This is a genomic window from Kribbella rubisoli (assembly GCF_004217145.1).
Taxonomy (GTDB): Bacteria; Actinomycetota; Actinomycetes; order Propionibacteriales; family Kribbellaceae; genus Kribbella; species Kribbella rubisoli.
On record NZ_SHKR01000016.1, the window covers coordinates 170,978 to 186,165 of the forward strand.

General features: G+C 68.0%; 14 protein-coding genes. 6 read left to right on the forward strand and 8 right to left on the reverse strand.

The genetic code is table 11. The features are described from left to right. The first annotated feature begins 52 nt into the window (after positions 1 to 52). A complete protein-coding gene (locus EV645_RS33440; RefSeq protein ID WP_130448076.1) occupies positions 53 to 850 on the forward strand; it encodes a TIGR02569 family protein in 798 nt (265 codons plus the stop codon). Here EV645_RS33440 and EV645_RS33445 read toward each other — a convergent pair. Both EV645_RS33445 and EV645_RS33450 read right to left on the reverse strand, forming a co-directional pair. Then, the gene (locus tag EV645_RS33445; RefSeq protein WP_130448077.1) at positions 808 to 1,986 is read right to left on the reverse strand and encodes a Cmx/CmrA family chloramphenicol efflux MFS transporter; all 1,179 of its coding nucleotides are present in this window, start codon (positions 1,984 to 1,986) and stop codon (positions 808 to 810) included. The two genes, EV645_RS33440 and EV645_RS33445, sit on opposite strands and share 43 nt — an antisense overlap. Before the next feature lie 34 nt (positions 1,987 to 2,020). Further along, positions 2,021 to 2,596, reverse strand: a complete 576-nt coding sequence (locus EV645_RS33450) for a TetR/AcrR family transcriptional regulator (RefSeq protein ID WP_130448078.1) — start codon at positions 2,594 to 2,596, stop codon at positions 2,021 to 2,023. Between the two features lie 181 nt (positions 2,597 to 2,777). On the opposite strand from EV645_RS33450, the gene EV645_RS33455 reads away from it, so the two are divergent. After that, complete coding sequence (locus EV645_RS33455) at positions 2,778 to 4,781, forward strand: glycoside hydrolase domain-containing protein (protein WP_422386658.1); 2,004 nt, start codon at positions 2,778 to 2,780, stop codon at positions 4,779 to 4,781. Here EV645_RS33455 and EV645_RS33460 read toward each other — a convergent pair. After that, positions 4,767 to 5,648, reverse strand: a complete 882-nt coding sequence (locus tag EV645_RS33460) for a LysR family transcriptional regulator (RefSeq protein ID WP_130448080.1) — start codon at positions 5,646 to 5,648, stop codon at positions 4,767 to 4,769. The two genes, EV645_RS33455 and EV645_RS33460, sit on opposite strands and share 15 nt — an antisense overlap. A gap of 85 nt (positions 5,649 to 5,733) precedes the next feature. Between EV645_RS33460 and EV645_RS33465 the strand changes: the two genes are divergently transcribed. From EV645_RS33465 to ctaD, 3 genes are all read left to right on the forward strand, one after another. After that, positions 5,734 to 6,543, forward strand: a complete 810-nt coding sequence (locus EV645_RS33465) for an alpha/beta fold hydrolase (RefSeq protein ID WP_130448081.1) — start codon at positions 5,734 to 5,736, stop codon at positions 6,541 to 6,543. Further along, the gene (locus EV645_RS33470; protein ID WP_130448082.1) at positions 6,540 to 7,340 is read left to right on the forward strand and encodes an LLM class flavin-dependent oxidoreductase; all 801 of its coding nucleotides are present in this window, start codon (positions 6,540 to 6,542) and stop codon (positions 7,338 to 7,340) included. The genes EV645_RS33465 and EV645_RS33470 overlap by 4 nt, the downstream gene beginning before the upstream one ends. A 123-nt stretch (positions 7,341 to 7,463) precedes the next feature. Beyond that, positions 7,464 to 9,140, forward strand: coding sequence for an aa3-type cytochrome oxidase subunit I (gene ctaD, locus EV645_RS33475; RefSeq protein ID WP_242000864.1), 1,677 nt, complete (start codon positions 7,464 to 7,466; stop codon positions 9,138 to 9,140). A gap of 103 nt (positions 9,141 to 9,243) precedes the next feature. On the opposite strand, the gene EV645_RS33480 is transcribed toward ctaD, so the two are convergent. The 4 genes from EV645_RS33480 to EV645_RS33495 form a co-directional block, all read right to left on the reverse strand. Next, complete coding sequence (locus EV645_RS33480) at positions 9,244 to 10,116, reverse strand: helix-turn-helix domain-containing protein (RefSeq protein WP_130448083.1); 873 nt, start codon at positions 10,114 to 10,116, stop codon at positions 9,244 to 9,246. A gap of 44 nt (positions 10,117 to 10,160) precedes the next feature. After that, positions 10,161 to 10,742: an O-methyltransferase gene (locus tag EV645_RS33485; RefSeq protein WP_198682039.1), complete on the reverse strand. Its 582-nt coding sequence runs from the start codon at positions 10,740 to 10,742 to the stop codon at positions 10,161 to 10,163. 199 nt (positions 10,743 to 10,941) lie between these two features. After that, on the reverse strand, positions 10,942 to 11,616 hold the full coding sequence (locus EV645_RS33490) for a class I SAM-dependent methyltransferase (RefSeq protein WP_130448084.1): 675 nt from the start codon (positions 11,614 to 11,616) through the stop codon (positions 10,942 to 10,944). Beyond that, positions 11,609 to 13,165 carry an ATP-dependent DNA ligase gene (locus tag EV645_RS33495; RefSeq protein WP_130448085.1) on the reverse strand — a complete coding sequence of 519 codons (1,557 nt, stop codon included), beginning with the start codon at positions 13,163 to 13,165 and terminating at the stop codon, positions 11,609 to 11,611. Before EV645_RS33495 ends, EV645_RS33490 begins: the two co-directional genes overlap by 8 nt. A gap of 106 nt (positions 13,166 to 13,271) precedes the next feature. Here EV645_RS33495 and EV645_RS33500 point away from each other — a divergent pair, with 106 nt between their 5' ends. Continuing rightward, the gene (locus EV645_RS33500) at positions 13,272 to 14,210 is read left to right on the forward strand and encodes a hypothetical protein (protein WP_130448086.1); all 939 of its coding nucleotides are present in this window, start codon (positions 13,272 to 13,274) and stop codon (positions 14,208 to 14,210) included. A gap of 3 nt (positions 14,211 to 14,213) precedes the next feature. On the opposite strand, the gene EV645_RS33505 is transcribed toward EV645_RS33500, so the two are convergent. Beyond that, a complete protein-coding gene (locus EV645_RS33505) occupies positions 14,214 to 15,176 on the reverse strand; it encodes a Dyp-type peroxidase (protein WP_130448087.1) in 963 nt (320 codons plus the stop codon). Between the last annotated feature and the right edge of the window lie 12 nt (positions 15,177 to 15,188).

Genomic DNA, 15,188 nt, shown 5'->3' on the forward strand with positions numbered 1-15,188 from the left:
CTCGGACCTAAAACCTGGTGAGCCCGCGCGCTGTTGATGGCAGGGTGCGGGGATGGGTGGTCCTTGTGAGGAAGTGATGGACGCGTTCGGGCTGACCGAGCCGGCGGTGTTGTTGCCGGGTGGGCAGGGCGAGACGTGGCGGTCCGAGGCGGTGGTGCTGAAACGCGTGGTTTCGGAGAGTGTCTGGCGGGCCGAGGTGTTGGACGGCCTGCCTGAGTCCGAGGCGTTTCGGGTGCCTCGGCCCGTGCGGAGCCTTCGCGGTGAATGGGTCGAGTTCGGGTGGGAGGCCAGCGAACTGCTCGCCGGTGCGACCGACGTCCGACGGCAGGACGAAGTACTGACGGCAGCTGAGGCCTTTCACGAGGCCGTTGCCGGGTTGCCGCGACCCGGCTTCCTTGAGGGGCGCGACGATCCTTGGTCCGACGGCGATCGGGTCGCGTGGGGTGAGCAGTCGTACGACGGCAGCCCGGCGTACGGCGAACTCACTGCGCCGCTCGTGGATGCGTGGCGGCAGGTCGAGCTGGCAGAGCAGGTCGTGCACGGGGATCTGCCGGGGAACGTGATGTTCGCCGACGGGCTTCCGCCGGCGATCATCGACTGGCCGGTGTACTGGCGACCGCCGTCGTGGGCGTCGGCGGTCGCCGTTGCCGATGCGCTGTGCTGGTACGGCGCCGAACCCGACCTCGCCGCGCGTTGGGCACACCTGCCCGAGTGGGGCCAGATGCTGATCCGCGCGCTGATCTACCGGATGACGACCGAGGACCTGGTCGCCGGTCAAGACTTCTGGGCAGGCGTCGCTCGCACGTCCTACGAGCCGGTCATCGAGCTGGCCCTCTCGTACGTCGGCTGACCAGCGGCCCGGATCGCGAGCGGAATGGTGCCGACGGCAAGTACTCCGAGCCCCGCGCCGATCCAGCCGACCGACGAGTACCCGGCGCCCCCGTCGAGCGCGAGTCCACCGAGCCACGGGCCGACCGTGATCCCGACGTTGAACGCGGAGATGTTGAACGCCGCAGCCAGCGTCGGCGCGGATCCGGCGACGCTGAACACCCGCGAGTTCACCGCCGGGTTGGACGCGAACCCGAAGGTCCCGACCGCGATGATCGCCGGTACGGCGAGCCACGGCGTACTCGTCGCGAGCGCGAGCACGATCGCCGCGACGATCACTCCGGTCAGACTGAGGGCCAGCGTGGTGAACGGGCGTTGGTCCGCCGTCCGTCCGCTGACAGTGATGCCGAGCAGCGCGCCGACGCCGTACAGCGCCAGGACCGCGGGCACCCAGCCGTCCGACAGTCCGGTGGTGTCGGTGAGCAGGGGAGCGAGGTAGCTGAAGATCACCAGGATTCCGCCGGTCGACAACGCGGTGGTGCCGTACGCGAGCCACAGTTGCGGATTCGCCATACTGCGCAGCTCCTGCCGCAGCTGGGGAGTCCGCTCCGCCCGGCCCCGCGGGATGGTGGCGACGACCCCGATGATCGAGAGCGCCGACGTCGCGGCGACCGCCCAGAAAGCGGACCGCCAGCCGAGGTGCTGGCCGAGCAGGGTGCCTGCGGGCAGGCCGACGATCGTGGCGACGGTGAGACCGCCGGCCAGGATGCTCATCGCCTTGGCGCGGGCCTGCGGTCCGGCCAGCTCGATCGCGGTCACCGAGGCGACCGCCCAGAAGCCGGCGTACACGAAGGCTCCGGCGACGCGGGTCGCGAGGAGGACGCCGTACGAGGACGTCAGCGCGCCGGCGACGTGGGTGAGCGCGAAGATCGCCAGGAACGCGAGCATCGCCGCGCGGCGGGACCAGCGCAGGGTGGTGACGGCCAGGATCGGGGCGCCGACGAGCATGCCGACGGCGAACGCCGAGATCAGCAGGCCGGCGGCCGGGATCGACACGTGCAGGTCGGTCGCGATCTCGGGGAGCAGGCCGGCGAGCATCAGCTCGGACGTGCCCTGGGCGAAGATCGCCAGGCCGAGCAGATAGACAGCGCGAGGCATGGATGTCCTCTCGGATTGGAGCGGCGGGAAGTGCTTAGAAGCTGCGGAGAGTGGCCTCGACGACGGCCTGCTGGCTGGCGCGGTCGGCGCCGCGCCGAGCGGCGACGCGGAGACCGCCGAGAACGGTGAAGACGTACGTCGCGAGCCCGGTCGCGGACTGCTCCGGGTCGAGCTCACCGCCGGCCTGCGCCGCGCGGATCGCGTTCGTCAGGGCAGTCAGCTTGGACTCGTGGTCCCGGTCGAGCAGGTCGATGATCTCGGCGTCCTTCGGGCCGAGCTCCACGATCGTGTTGATCACGAAGCAGCCGGCCGGATCGTCGGGCTCCGGCTCGACCGCGGTCCACAGGATCCGCCGGACCCGTTCACGGAGCGGTACGGCGGCGTCCTCGATCACCTCGAGCTGGGCCGCGGTGAACTGATCGACGTACCGGCGCAGCGCGCGGTCGAACAGATCGCGCTTGCTGCTGAACGTGTTGTAGATGCTGCTCCGGCCGAGGCCGGTCGCCTCACACAGGTCCTGCGTCGAGGTCGCTTCGTAGCCGGCCGACCAGAACACGCGCATCGCGGCGTCGATGGCGCGATCCTCGTCGAACGTCCTCGGCCTCGGCATGCCGCCGAGCATAACACGTTTTGAACTGATCGATCCAAAATGGGGGTGGCCACCAGGTGAACCACCTGCGCCGATAGCATCCGGGCATCGAGGCGAGTGCCGGATGCTCTTCGACAAGAGCGCAGGTGCTCGCTTTCACTTGGGGGCTCTGATCGTCGATCATCTGGGGAGCACTGTGAGGTTGTTCAGACCTGGGGGGCTGGCACTCGCCCTCGCCCTGGTGGCGGGTATTACCGTCACCACTTCTGCTGTCGCGGACGAGACGAAGACCGTCTCGTACCGCGGCTATCAAGTAACCGTCCCGGCCAACTGGCCGGTCGTCGACCTGACCGCCGACCCGACGGCCTGCGTCCGGCTCGACCAGCCCGCCGTGTACCTGGGCCGCAGTACGTCGCAGGCCAATTGCCCGGCGCACCTCGTCGGCCGCAGCTCCGGCCTGATCCTGGAGCCGCTGACCACGAACACGCCGTCCAGCGACGGCCTGCTCCGACGCTCGGTCACCGACGCCGGCGTCCTGGCGACCGCGTACTACGCACCGGGTGCGGAGGCTGCGGCGAGCAACGTACTCGCCACCGGTCGAGTGGTGACGAAGACGCCGTCCGCCCGGGTCGCTGCGCCGGCCGCGGTCGCCCCATCGGTGGTTGCTACGGGCAACTTCGCCGGGAACGGCTTCGATGCGTGCACCGCCCCGCCGCAGTCCACGATGGACGCGTGGCGCCCGACGTACCAGGGGATCGGCATCTACATCAGCGGCGGCCTCCGTGCCTGCGCGCAGCCGAACCTGACTGCCGACTGGGTGGCCACGAACGCCAGTAAGGGCTGGCAGTTCCTCCTGATCGACGTCGGCTACCAGGCGCCGTGCACGACGTACAAGAGCCGGATGTCGTCGGTCGCCTCAACCGCCTTGGTCCAGGGCCGCAACGCTGCGATCAACGCGGTCGCCGCGGCGCAGGCGCTCGGGTTCGCCCAGCGCAGCGCGATCTACACCGACCTCGAGCCGTACGAGTCGACCGCGGCGTGCAAGGCGGCGGTGCTGTCGTATGTGAGTGGTTGGACCCAGGAGTTGAACTCGCGAGGCTACGTCGGGGGCGCTTACGTCAACGCTGCGCACGGGGGACAGGACCTGGTCAGCGGCTACACGAGCACCGCGTACACGCGGCCGGACAACATCTGGATGGCCCAGTGGAACCGGACTCCGGGCACGATGTCGGTTCCGGCTGCGTACTGGAGTAATCACCAGCGCGTTCATCAGTACGACAGCGTCAGTGAGACCAACGGTGGCGTCACGTTGTCGATCGACAAGAACTACCTGAACCTGACCGCCCCGCCGCCACCAGTCACCAGCTTCACCGTCACCGGTGGCGTTGCAGCGGCGACGCTGCGGTGGACAAAGCCGGCCAACGTGACGCTGGGGCAGATCATGGTTCGCAGCGCGGTCGGCTCGACCTCTCCGCCGCTGCCGACGTCCGGTACGGCGGTCTACAACGGCACGGCCAGCCTGTTCACGCAGACCGGGTTGTCGAACTCGGCCAGCTACGCCTACCGCGTCTGGGTGAAGGACAGCAAGGGCAAGATCGGTCCCGGTGTCGACGTGAAGCTCGTCGGGTCGAAGGCGACCATCGGCGCCAGTGCGGCCTCGATCATGTACACGCAGGCGGTGACGCTGTCGACGGCGGTCAGTCGGCTGGACGGCGTGGCGCTGGCCGGCGTACCGGCGGTGCTGTACTCGAAGGCGAAGAACGCGAGCAAGTGGACGACGGTCGGATCGTTCACCACGAACGCCAGCGGGGTCGCGTCGACCGTGCAGAAGCCGGCCGTGTCGACCTACTACATGTGGGGCTACAACGGCGGCGGTGCAGTCCTGGGGACGCGGAGCACCGCTCCGCTCGTCCAGGTGCACCCGGCGCTGTCGGCGTACCTGACGCCGGGCGCGATCAAGCTGGGCGCGTCGACGTTGCTGTACGGGTACCTGAACCCGCCGCACGCCGGTACGACGGCGTACCTGCAGCGTCGTTCCGGTACGACGTGGGTTGCGGTCACGACCGGGAAGCTGACGACGAACGGGAAGTACGCGTTCAGCATCAAGCCGACCGCACGCGGCACCTACACCTACCGCGTGGTGTGGCTGGCCGACGCAGACCACCAGGGGACGCAGACCGCGTCGAAGGTGCTAACCGTCAGTTAATTTGAGGCCGGCCGCCGCACTCCGCGCGAGCTCGATCGCGTGTGCCGCAAGCGGTGAGTGCGTGCGGCCGGCCTGCCACAGCAAGAAGATCTCCCGCGCCGGGAGCTCGGGCGTGAGCTCGTGCAGCGTCAGGCTCGGGTCGTCCCGCAGTACGGCGAGACGCGGCGCGAGGGCCGCACCGAGGCCGGCGCGGACCATCGCGAGCAGCGCCTCGTTGCCTTCGGTGCGGAACACGAACTGCGGGCGGATGCTGCGAGCGCGCAGGAAGTCCTCGACCACCGCCTGGTGGCAGATCGGTGGATGGGCGACCAGCGGCAGGCCGTCGAGCGTCTCGAGCGGGACCGGTCCGGCCGGGAAGTGGTCGGGGCGCGCCACCAGGACGTACGGATCGTCGAGCAGTTTGAGCTGGTCGATGCCGTCGCCGCCGCGGCCGTCGAAGAACATCAGGTCGAGCCCGGTGAGATCCGGATCGTCCGTCTCCTCCTCGAACAGCCGGATGTCGCTGCCCGGATGCGCGTCCCGCAGCCCGCGGATCACCTGCGGCAGCAGCGTGTTCGAGACGGTCTGGAACGTGCCGATGTCGATCCGGCTGTCGCCCGCCCGGAACCGCTCGATCCCGTCACTCAGCTCGTCGGCGCGACGCAGCAGGTCGCGCGCGTGCTGCAGCAGGACAGCGCCGAGCGGCGTGATCCGCACCGGCTTCGGCCCGCCCGGCCGGTCGAACAGCGGACCGCGGGCGATCTTCTCCAGTACTGCGATCTGCTGGCTGACGCTCGACTGGGTGTACCCGAGCCTGCTCGCGGCACGGCCGAACGAACCCTCGTCGGCGACGGCAGCCAGCGTCGCCAGATGACGCAACTCGTACATGACGGCACTCTATCGCCATCAGCGATTGCTTTGATAAGAATCAATCGCTTTTCACGATCACCTGCCGCCTCCTACGGTCGTTCGTATGGAGAACATCTACGAGGTCAACGGCATCGAAATCTGCGCGGAGACGTACGGCGATCCGGCCGATCCCGCCGTCCTGCTGATCCACGGCGCGACCGCCTCCATGCTGTGGTGGGACAGCCGGCTGTGTACGGAAATCGCCGCCCGCGGGCGGTTCGTGATCCGCTACGACCAACGCGACACCGGCCGGTCGACGGCGTACCCGCTCCGAGAACCGGGTTATGCGATGAGCGACCTGGCGGCCGACGCGGTGGGTCTGCTCGATGCCTTAGGCATCGACAAGGCGCACGTGGTGGCCCAGTCGATGTCCGGCGGTACGGCGCTGATCCTCGGCGTCGATCACCCGTCTCGCGTCGCCTCCCTGACCTTCGTCTCGACGAGTACGGGCGACGAAGGACTCCCGGGGCCGTCACCTGACATGCCTCATCTGGGTACGCCGGACTTCGCCGACCAGGCCGCCGTCGAGGAGTACGTCGTACGCGCGATCGAGGCGGAGGCCGCCGGCCACTTCGAAGAGTCGGCCGCCCGGGCCTTGGTGGTGGAGGACATGGCTCGGACCAGGGACTACGAGGCGGCGATGACGAACCACTTCGCGATGACCTTCGACGGCCCACGCAACGGTGGTTTCGGTGACCTGACGGTCCCGGTTCTCGTGATGCACGGAGATGCTGACCCGTTGCTGCCGTTGCCGCACGGTGAGGCTGTGCGTGACGCGGTGCCGGGCGCTCGGCTCGTAGTGCTGGCCGGCATGGGGCACGGGCTGTCTGCGCCGTACTGGAAGGCGTTTGTTGATGAGGTGGCGGCGCGATGAAGTACGCGATCTGGTTGCCGTTGTTCGACGAGTTGTCCGACCCGCGCGAAGTCGCGCACCTGGCCGCGGCCGCTGAGGAAGCCGGGTGGGACGGGTTCTTCCTCTGGGATCAGCTGTGGTGGCGGGAACCGGTCCGCCTGGTCTCGGATCCGTGGATCGCGATGAGCGCGATGGCGATGACCACCGAACGGCTGCGGATCGGCCCGATGGTCTCGCCGATCGCGCGCCGGCGACCGGCCAAGTTGTTGCGCGAGACAACGACTCTGGACAGGCTTTCCGGCGGTCGGCTGACGCTCGGGGTCGGGCTGGGCAGTGATCGCTTCGCACAGGAGTACTCGAAGACCGGTGAGGAGGTGAACGACCGGGTGCGAGCCGAGCAGATGGACGAGACGCTCGACATCCTGACGGCGGGCTGGATGGGGGAGCCGGTGAAGTACCGCGGCAAGCACCACCTGGTCGACGACGTGCAGTTCCTGCCCCGCCCGGTCGCTGGGCGAGTGCCGGTGTGGATCGCCGGCTTCCCCGGCAACACCAAGCCGATCCGGCGAGCCGCGCGGTACGACGGGTTCTTCCCGGTCAACCTCACGTCGCCGGACCAGCTCGCCGAGCCGGCCGCCGTACTGCGGGAATTGCGCGGCAATCCGGACAATTTCGACATCGCGGTGGCGCTCGAACCCGACGACGATCCGCGCCCGTACGCCGACGCCGGCGCCACCTGGTGCCTGATGGACGTCGATCCGGCGACGCTGCGACTGGACGACGTACGCGCAGTGATCGCGGCCGGTCCTTCCCGGTAAGGGGTGTTCCTCTCCGGTGCATAGGTGTCTAATCGAACCGTGGCCAGCGTCAGCGGACAGGCTGGGATCACCGAGCGCACCGGAGCGACTGCTGTCGGACTACGACGGCGGCCACTCGGGCAGGTGATCGGCAAACTCTTGTCGACGACCGATCACAAGGTGATCGGCCAGTTGTACCTGGTCACGTCCTTCATCTTCTTCCTGATCGCCGGGGTGATGGCGCTCGTCATGCGCGCCGAGCTCGCCGAGCCGGGCCTGCAGATCGTGAACGAGGAGACCTACAACCAGCTCTTCACGATGCACGGCACGATCATGCTGCTGCTGTTCGCGACGCCGCTGTTCGTCGGGTTCGCCAACGTGATCATGCCCGTGCAGATCGGTGCTCCGGACGTGGCGTTCCCACGGCTGAACATGTTCAGCTACTGGCTGTTCCTGTTCGGCGGCCTGATCACGGTCGGCGCGTTCTTCACGCCGGGCGGTGCGGCGGACTTCGGCTGGACGGCGTACTCGCCGTTGTCGGGCCAGGTGCGCTCGCCGGGTATCGGCGGCGACCTGTGGATCATGGGACTGTGGATGGCCGGTCTGGGCACGATTCTCGGCGGCGTCAACTTCATCACCACGATCGTCACGATGCGGGCGCCGGGCATGACGATGTTCCGGATGCCGATCTTCTGCTGGAACATCCTGGTCACGTCGATCCTGGTCCTGATCGCGTTCCCGATTCTCGCGGCGGCGCTGCTGGTGCTCGAGGCGGACAGATCCTTGGGCGCCCATGTGTTCGACTCTGCGAACGGCGGCGCGATCCTCTGGCAGCACCTGTTCTGGTTCTTCGGGCATCCCGAGGTCTACATCATTGCTTTGCCGTTCTTCGGCATCATCACCGAGATCCTGCCGGTGTTCAGCCGCAAGCCGGTCTTCGGGTACATCGGTCTGGTCGCAGCGACGATGGGCATCGGCGCACTGTCGATCGCGGTGTGGGCGCACCACATGTTCGTGACCGGTGCGGTGAACCTGCCGTTCTTCTCGTTCATGACGTTCTTGATCGCCGTGCCGACGGGGGTGAAGTTCTTCAACTGGATCGGCACGATGTGGGGCGGTTCGCTGTCGTTCGATACGCCGATGCTCTGGGCGGTCGGCTTCCTGACGACGTTCCTGTTCGGCGGCCTGACCGGGGTCATCCTGGCCTCGCCGGCTCTGGACTACCAGATCTCTGACACGTACTTCGTGGTCGCGCACTTCCACTACGTGGTGTTCGGGACCGTGGTGTTCGCGATGTTCGCCGGCTTCTACTACTGGTGGCCGAAGATGACCGGGCGGATGCTCGACGAGCGCTGGGGGAAGCTGCACTTCTGGCTGCTGTTCATCGGCTTCCACACGACGTTCCTGGTGCAGCACTGGCTGGGTGTCGAGGGCATGCCGCGCCGGTACGCCGACTACAGCGCCTTCGAGGGCTTCACGACACTGCACCAGGTGTCGTCGGTCGGTTCGTTCATCCTCGGGATCTCGACGCTGCCGTTCTTCTGGAACGTCTACAAGTCGCGGCGGCATCCGCGCGTCGAGGTCGACGATCCGTGGGGCTGGGGCCGGTCGCTGGAGTGGGCCACGAGCTGCCCGCCGCCGAGGCACAACTTCGACAAGCTGCCACGGATCCGCTCGGACTCGCCGGCCTTCGACATGCACCACCCGGACATCGCGATCTCGGAGTACGTCGACAATCCGACCGGTGACGGCAGCTTGCTCGACGCGGGCGAGGACCAGGGACGCATCGAGCACCTCGGGTCGACCGACACCGAGAACTAGGGCCTGTCTGGTAGTCCAGCGCCTACTGCGCGGCACTCGGCACGGCACCTCGCCGCACCGAGCACCTCCTCGCTACGGCGCTGGACTACCAAACAGGCCCGAGTCAGCTCGCCAGGCGGTCGAGCAGGCGGGTCAGCTCGCGGTCGGTCTGTTGGGGTGACGGGCTGCTGGAGGCCAGTAGGTCGAGCGCTTGCGTGTAGGCCTCGACGTCGTCGCGCTTGTCGAGGTACAGCGCGCTGGTCAGGTGTTCCAGGTAGACGATGTCGGGCAGATCGCGCTGCGGAAACCGGAGGAGCGAGAACGCCCCGCCGGTCGCGGCGTGACCGCTGCTCGCGAGCGGGATGATCTGGAGTGTCACATTCGGCCGGGTGATCGCTTCGCGGAGCGCGTCGAGTTGATTGCGCAGTACGTCGGGGCCGCCGATCGGGCGATGCAGCACCGACTCCTCGATGACCGCCCACAACTTGAGCGGCGGCTCGCGGTCCAGCACCCGCTGCCGACGAGTGCGCAAAGCGACGATCCGATCGATCTCACCCTCGGTCGGCACGCCGGACGGAGTCAGCCGGGCGACGGCTCGCGCGTACTCCGCGGTCTGCAGCAGTCCCGGGACGAACTGGATCTCATACGTCCGGATCAGCTCGGCGGTCGCTTCGAGGCCGAGATACGCGTCGAACCAGTCCGGCGTGACATCGCCGTAGCGATGCCACCAGCCCGGGTCGTTGGCCTCGCGGGCGAGCTCCAGCAGGCGATCCCGCTCGCGCGCCTCATGCACGCCGTACAGCGTGAGGAGGTCGGCGACGTCGCGCTCCTTGAAGCCGACCCGCCCGAGCTCGAGCCGGCTGATCTTCGACTCCGACGACCGGATCGCCCAGCCGGCGTCTGACCGGGTGACACCGGCGCGCTCGCGGAGCTCCCGCAGATGACCCCCAAGCATCATCCTCAGAGCCGTCGGCCCCACCACGTTTCGCCCCGCCATAGAGCGAGTCTACATGATTTTCGAACAGATGTTCCCATGCGATCTCAAGCCACGCGGGTGCCCACCAGGAGTGAATTTCGCAGGTCCGGAAGAACCACTTCGGTCGCTATCAGGCGTGAATCGGTGAAGAAGAACTGCCGCTTCGGGTCGTTCTCCCGGTACGGCGAGTCCGCGGGCAGCGCCTCGACCGGCGTCACGTCGTCGAACACGAGTCGCCCGCCGATCCGCAGCAACTCGACCACGCGATCGGACCGCCCGCCGTCTACGAAGACCAGATCGAACGGTGCCCGCAGCGCCAACTCGTCGTACGAGTCGCCGTGGATCACCTCGACCCGCTCCTGATCGGAGAACACCCGCTGTGCCGCCGCCACCCGAACCGGATCCAGCTCGACCGTCACCAGCCGGCAGTCCGCGGGCATCGCCGATGCCATCCACGCCGCCCCGACGCCGACGCCCGTACCCATCTCGCCGATCCGCCCGCCCAGACATCCCGCCGCAAGCACGGCGAGGAACCGCCCGACACCCGGAAGACAGCTCGAGGGGCCCGTCCCGTCCCGCGTCAACGACATCCCCACCTCGACCGCAGCCGCCTGCGCCCGCGAGACCAACGTCGGCAACTCACCCATCCGGACCCCCAGTCCTGCCCTCCACCCGCACCACGCCTACCTCACCGTAATACGCCCCACACGAGGTCGGTGCCGCGCTGATCGCCAGCTCGACAGGTAGAGCACTACCGAGACTCGGGACCACCGCACGACGAGACGGCAGCTGACGGGGCTCCGCGATGGCGTGCCGGCGGGAGCAGCTTGCGGTGGTGGTGCTTGGTTAGTCGCGGAGGTACTCGGCTCGCCAGCGAAGGATGGTGGGGTCGGTCGGGCTGGGGGCCCGGTCGAGTTGGATCAGATGGAGGTCGGGGGCGGTGAAGGACCGGATGGTGGCGCGGGTCAGCGGCCAGGGCGGGCCTTGGATCTCGTCGTCGGGTTGGTCGTCGGGGCGCGCGGCGGCGATGACCAGGAGCGTGCCGCCGGGGCCGACCAAGTCGGTGACCTGCTTGATGGCGTTGGGTTGCAGGTGGATCGGCAGAGCCTGGACCGTGTAGATCTCGACGACAAGATCGAACGCGCGATGCCAGTCGGTCGGCGGAGCCAGCAGGTCGGCGACGATGTAGTGCGCCCTGGAGTCCGGGTGGTTCCGATGCGCTGTCGCGATCGCAGTGGGGGAGATGTCGAACGCCGTCGTGTCGTACCCGCGGTCGGCGACCAGCTCGGCGTCCCAGCCGGTGCCGGCGCCGACGACCAGCGCGGTCTTGTCGGTGCCGTCGGGCTTCGACTCATTGACCCAGTCGGTCAGCAGTTGGTGCGCCGTACCGCGGTCCCACGGGACAACGGCGGCTCCTTCGGCGGCCGCGGCGTACAGGTGCTCGAACCAGCCGGTCGGGTCGTCGCGGTCGATCGACTCGCGGGCGATCCGGCGGGACGCGACGTCAGGATCCTCATTCATCAGCTGGGCCTTCTTCCGCCAGATCTGGACCGGCGTGGATCGCACGCACGGTCTGCACCGTATCAACGTCCGCGGGCCGCTTGTCCTCGCGATAACGAATCACCCGGGCGAACCGCAACGCCATCCCGGCCGGGTAGCGAGGCGACGTCTGCACACCGTCGAACGCGATCTCCACCACCACCTCCGGACGCAGATAGACAGCCCAGTCGTCCCGCCGTACGGCGAGCTCCTGGAAGCGCTCGGTCTGCCACCGCAGGAGTTCGTCCGTCAGTCCCTTGAACGTCTTCCCGAGCATGACGAACTCGCCCGTCTCCTCGTCGCGCGCACCGAGATGCAGGTTCGACAGCCAGCCCGTCCGGCGCCCATGACCCCACTCCGCCGCGAGCACGAGCAGATCCAGCGTGTGCGTCTGCTTGACCTTCACCCAGCCGGAGCCGCGCCGGCCCGCCTCGTACGGCACGGTCAACGACTTCACCATCACGCCCTCGTGCCCGCGCCGCACCGCATCCGCGAAGAACGCCTGCCCGGCTTCGGCGTCATCGGTCACGAGCCGCGGCACCCGGCGCTCTTCGGGCACCAGCTTCGACAGCCACTCGTGCCGCGATGCTCCGTCGAGCCCGAGTAGGTCCTCACCGTCCTGATGCAGGATGTCGAAGAAGTACGGCGTGAGCGGCACGGACTCCGGCCCTGTCGCCGCGCGCGTCGCCGTCCGGGACCCGGTCACCTGAAACGGCTCCGGCCGACCGTCCGGCCGCAGCGCAATGAGCTCACCATCAAGCACGACCTGCTGCGCATCGAGGGCGAGGACCGCGCCCACGACCTCGGGCACCCGCGTCGTGATGTCGTCGAGCGTCCGCGTGTAGACGACCACCTCGTCGCCGTTGCGATGCACCTGGATCCGGATCCCGTCGAGCTTCCACTCGAGCGCGGCCGGCGAGCCGGTCTTCGTCAGCGCCTCCGCGACCGTGGTCGCCGACTGCGCCAGCATCGGCTGCACCCCACGCCCGACCTCGAGCCCGAACTGCGCGAGCCCGGCCTCGCCCTCGGTCAGTACGGCGACGGCGACCGGAGCAGCCGCCCCGCGTAGCATCGCCGCGGCCCGGATCTTGTCCAACGGAATCCCGGTCGCCCGCGCGACCGCGTCCGCCATCACGCCGTCCAGCGCGCCCTGCCGCAACTCGCCGCCGACGAGCTGACGCAGGAACCACTGCTCATCCGCCGTCGCCCGCGAGAACAATCCGTCCACGGCCTCCCGCCGCCGCGCCTGCACACCGGTGCCTGACATCTCTGCCAGCTCCGCGAACGCCTGGTCGATCTCCTCGACCGTCAGCGACGGCTCGGTGGCCGGCTCGGGCGCGTCCTTCAGCGTCCGCCAGCCGACCCCGGTCCGCCGCTGCCGCAATTCGCCGGACAGGTACGTCACGACGATCTCGATCTCGGCCGGCTCAGTGGCCTTGGACAACAATCCGGCGATGAACTCTGCCTTCTTCAGCCGCGACCGGGTCCCGGCCAGCGCGGCCGATGTCGTGACCACCTCGGAGAGCAACATGAATCCAGTCTGGCCTATGGCACCGACAGGTTGGCTTTCACAACTTTCGAAGTGACATCCGCATCAAGCAGAGTGATCGAAACTTAGCACCGAAGGGGGAATGAACATGCGAAAGATGATTGCGGCAGCCGCCGGCCTGCTCCTGGCCGGACCTGTCCTCACTATGACCCCGGCCCATGCGGCCCAGACAGCCCAGACAGCCCAGACAGCGCAGACAGCCAGCAGTTGTTATGTGCAGTCCGGCGGGATCACTGCCGGCAACGACTCGGTCGACCGCTACGTGAACTCGACGTCGCCGATCACGGTGAAGCCGGTGGACGTGATGGCAAAGAACCCGTTCGGCAGCCGGCCGATCTCGCTCAGCACGCAGTGGACGTGGGACGACGACTTCGGCGACCAGATGTCGCTCGACGGCCACATTGTCAGCGGGGACGTGATGTACCAGGCGCATCAGTGGGTCCAGAAGGGCAGCGGCGGCCAGGTCGTGAGCAGCAGCCTGACCAAGATCGGCGGCGGCTGGAGCGCCTTCCGCACCTTGACGCAGTCGTGGTCCCTCGAGACGACCGGCCGGCGGGTGTATGCGCTCCGGGGCGACGGCTCGCTGTTCCGCTGGAACCTGAGCACGCAGAACAACGGCACCGAGGTCTGGAAGGCAGCCGGTTCGTACCCCGGATTCTCGGCCGTGAAGGCGGTCACGCTGCTCAGCCGCACGCCGACCTACGACAGCCTGCTGGCGACCACGTGGGGAGGTGCGCTCTACTCGATCCGCATCCCACTGACCTCGCCGATGAAGCCGATCGTGACTCCGCTGCGGACCCGGACGTGGGGGAGCTTCGAGCGGCTGTTGACCGCCCGCTGCGGCAACTACGGCACGCTGCTGCTCGGCATCGACAAGGACACCAGCGCGGGCTACCTGTACGCCGTTGGGCACGCCAACGGAACCGCGACCGTGATCAACTCGCTCGGCAAGGTCCCGACGACCTTCGACGACCGGATCGACTTCAGCTGGGGCAGTGTCGTGGACGCCCCGCTGAACGGCGACTGACCGTCAGGGCGCCGGCGGCAGGTCGTCGAGGAAGTCCGACGTCGGCGTGAAGAACAGGCCGCCCGTGACCGCTGTCGAGAAATCGAGCAGCCGGTCATGGGTGCCCTCGGGCACGCCGATGAACATCCGGTGCAGCATCAGCTCCGTCACCGCCGGGCTCTTCGCGTACCCGATGAAGTACGTGCCGAACTCCTGGGTGCCGATCGTGCCGAACGGCATGTTGTCGCGCAGGATCTGCAGCTGGTTGCCGTCCTGGTCCTCGATCACGTTCAGCACGATGTGCGCGTTGGCCGCCTTCTTCGCGTCGGGGAACTCGATGTCGTCGAGCTTGGTCCGCCCGACCGCGGCCTCCTGCTGCTCGACGGTCAGCGCGTTCCACGTCTTCAGGTTGTGCAAGTACTTCTGCACGATCACATAGCTGCCGCCCCGGAAGTCGGGGTCCTCGTCGCCGATCAGTACGGCGGCCTGTGCGTCCGAGCCGGTCGGGTTCTCTGTCCCGTCGACGAAGCCGAGCAGGTCGCGCATCTCGAAGTACTTGAAGCCGTGTACTTCGTCGACGACCGTGGCGGCGCCGTCGAGGACGGTCATGATCTGCCCGGCCAGCTCGAAGCACTGATCCTGATGGGCCGCCCGGATGTGGAAGAGCAGGTCGCCGGGCGTCGCCGGAGCGTGGTGGGTCGCGCCCTTGAGCTCGACGAACGGGTGCAGCTCGGCGGGCCGCGGACCGCTGAACAGGCGATCCCAGACGTCGGAGCCGATGCTGGTGACACAGGAGAGGTTACCGTTCGGCACCCGGAAGCCGACCGAGCGGACGAGACCGCTCAGGCTCTCCAGGAGGTCGCGGGTCCGGTCCTCGCCGCCTTCCTCGACCTGGACGACAAGGAAGATGGCCGATCCGCTGAGCGGCATCAGTACGGACTGCGGCAGCGCATCCGTCGACCTGGATGTTGCCGGATCAGTAACCACCGTGTTTTTCCC

What these genes read in the sequence shown, in the direction of transcription:
- EV645_RS33440 (WP_130448076.1), top strand. Translation starts at nt 53, where the DNA reads ATGGGTGGTCCTTGTGAGGAAGTGATGGACGCGTTCGGGCTGACCGAG.
- EV645_RS33445 (WP_130448077.1), bottom strand. Translation starts at nt 1,986, where the DNA reads ATGCCTCGCGCTGTCTATCTGCTCGGCCTGGCGATCTTCGCCCAGGGC.
- EV645_RS33450 (WP_130448078.1), bottom strand. Translation starts at nt 2,596, where the DNA reads ATGCCGAGGCCGAGGACGTTCGACGAGGATCGCGCCATCGACGCCGCG.
- EV645_RS33460 (WP_130448080.1), bottom strand. Translation starts at nt 5,648, where the DNA reads ATGTACGAGTTGCGTCATCTGGCGACGCTGGCTGCCGTCGCCGACGAG.
- EV645_RS33465 (WP_130448081.1), top strand. Translation starts at nt 5,734, where the DNA reads ATGGAGAACATCTACGAGGTCAACGGCATCGAAATCTGCGCGGAGACG.
- EV645_RS33470 (WP_130448082.1), top strand. Translation starts at nt 6,540, where the DNA reads ATGAAGTACGCGATCTGGTTGCCGTTGTTCGACGAGTTGTCCGACCCG.
- EV645_RS33480 (WP_130448083.1), bottom strand. Translation starts at nt 10,116, where the DNA reads ATGGCGGGGCGAAACGTGGTGGGGCCGACGGCTCTGAGGATGATGCTT.
- EV645_RS33485 (WP_198682039.1), bottom strand. Translation starts at nt 10,742, where the DNA reads ATGGGTGAGTTGCCGACGTTGGTCTCGCGGGCGCAGGCGGCTGCGGTC.
- EV645_RS33490 (WP_130448084.1), bottom strand. Translation starts at nt 11,616, where the DNA reads ATGAATGAGGATCCTGACGTCGCGTCCCGCCGGATCGCCCGCGAGTCG.
- EV645_RS33495 (WP_130448085.1), bottom strand. Translation starts at nt 13,165, where the DNA reads ATGTTGCTCTCCGAGGTGGTCACGACATCGGCCGCGCTGGCCGGGACC.
- EV645_RS33500 (WP_130448086.1), top strand. Translation starts at nt 13,272, where the DNA reads ATGCGAAAGATGATTGCGGCAGCCGCCGGCCTGCTCCTGGCCGGACCT.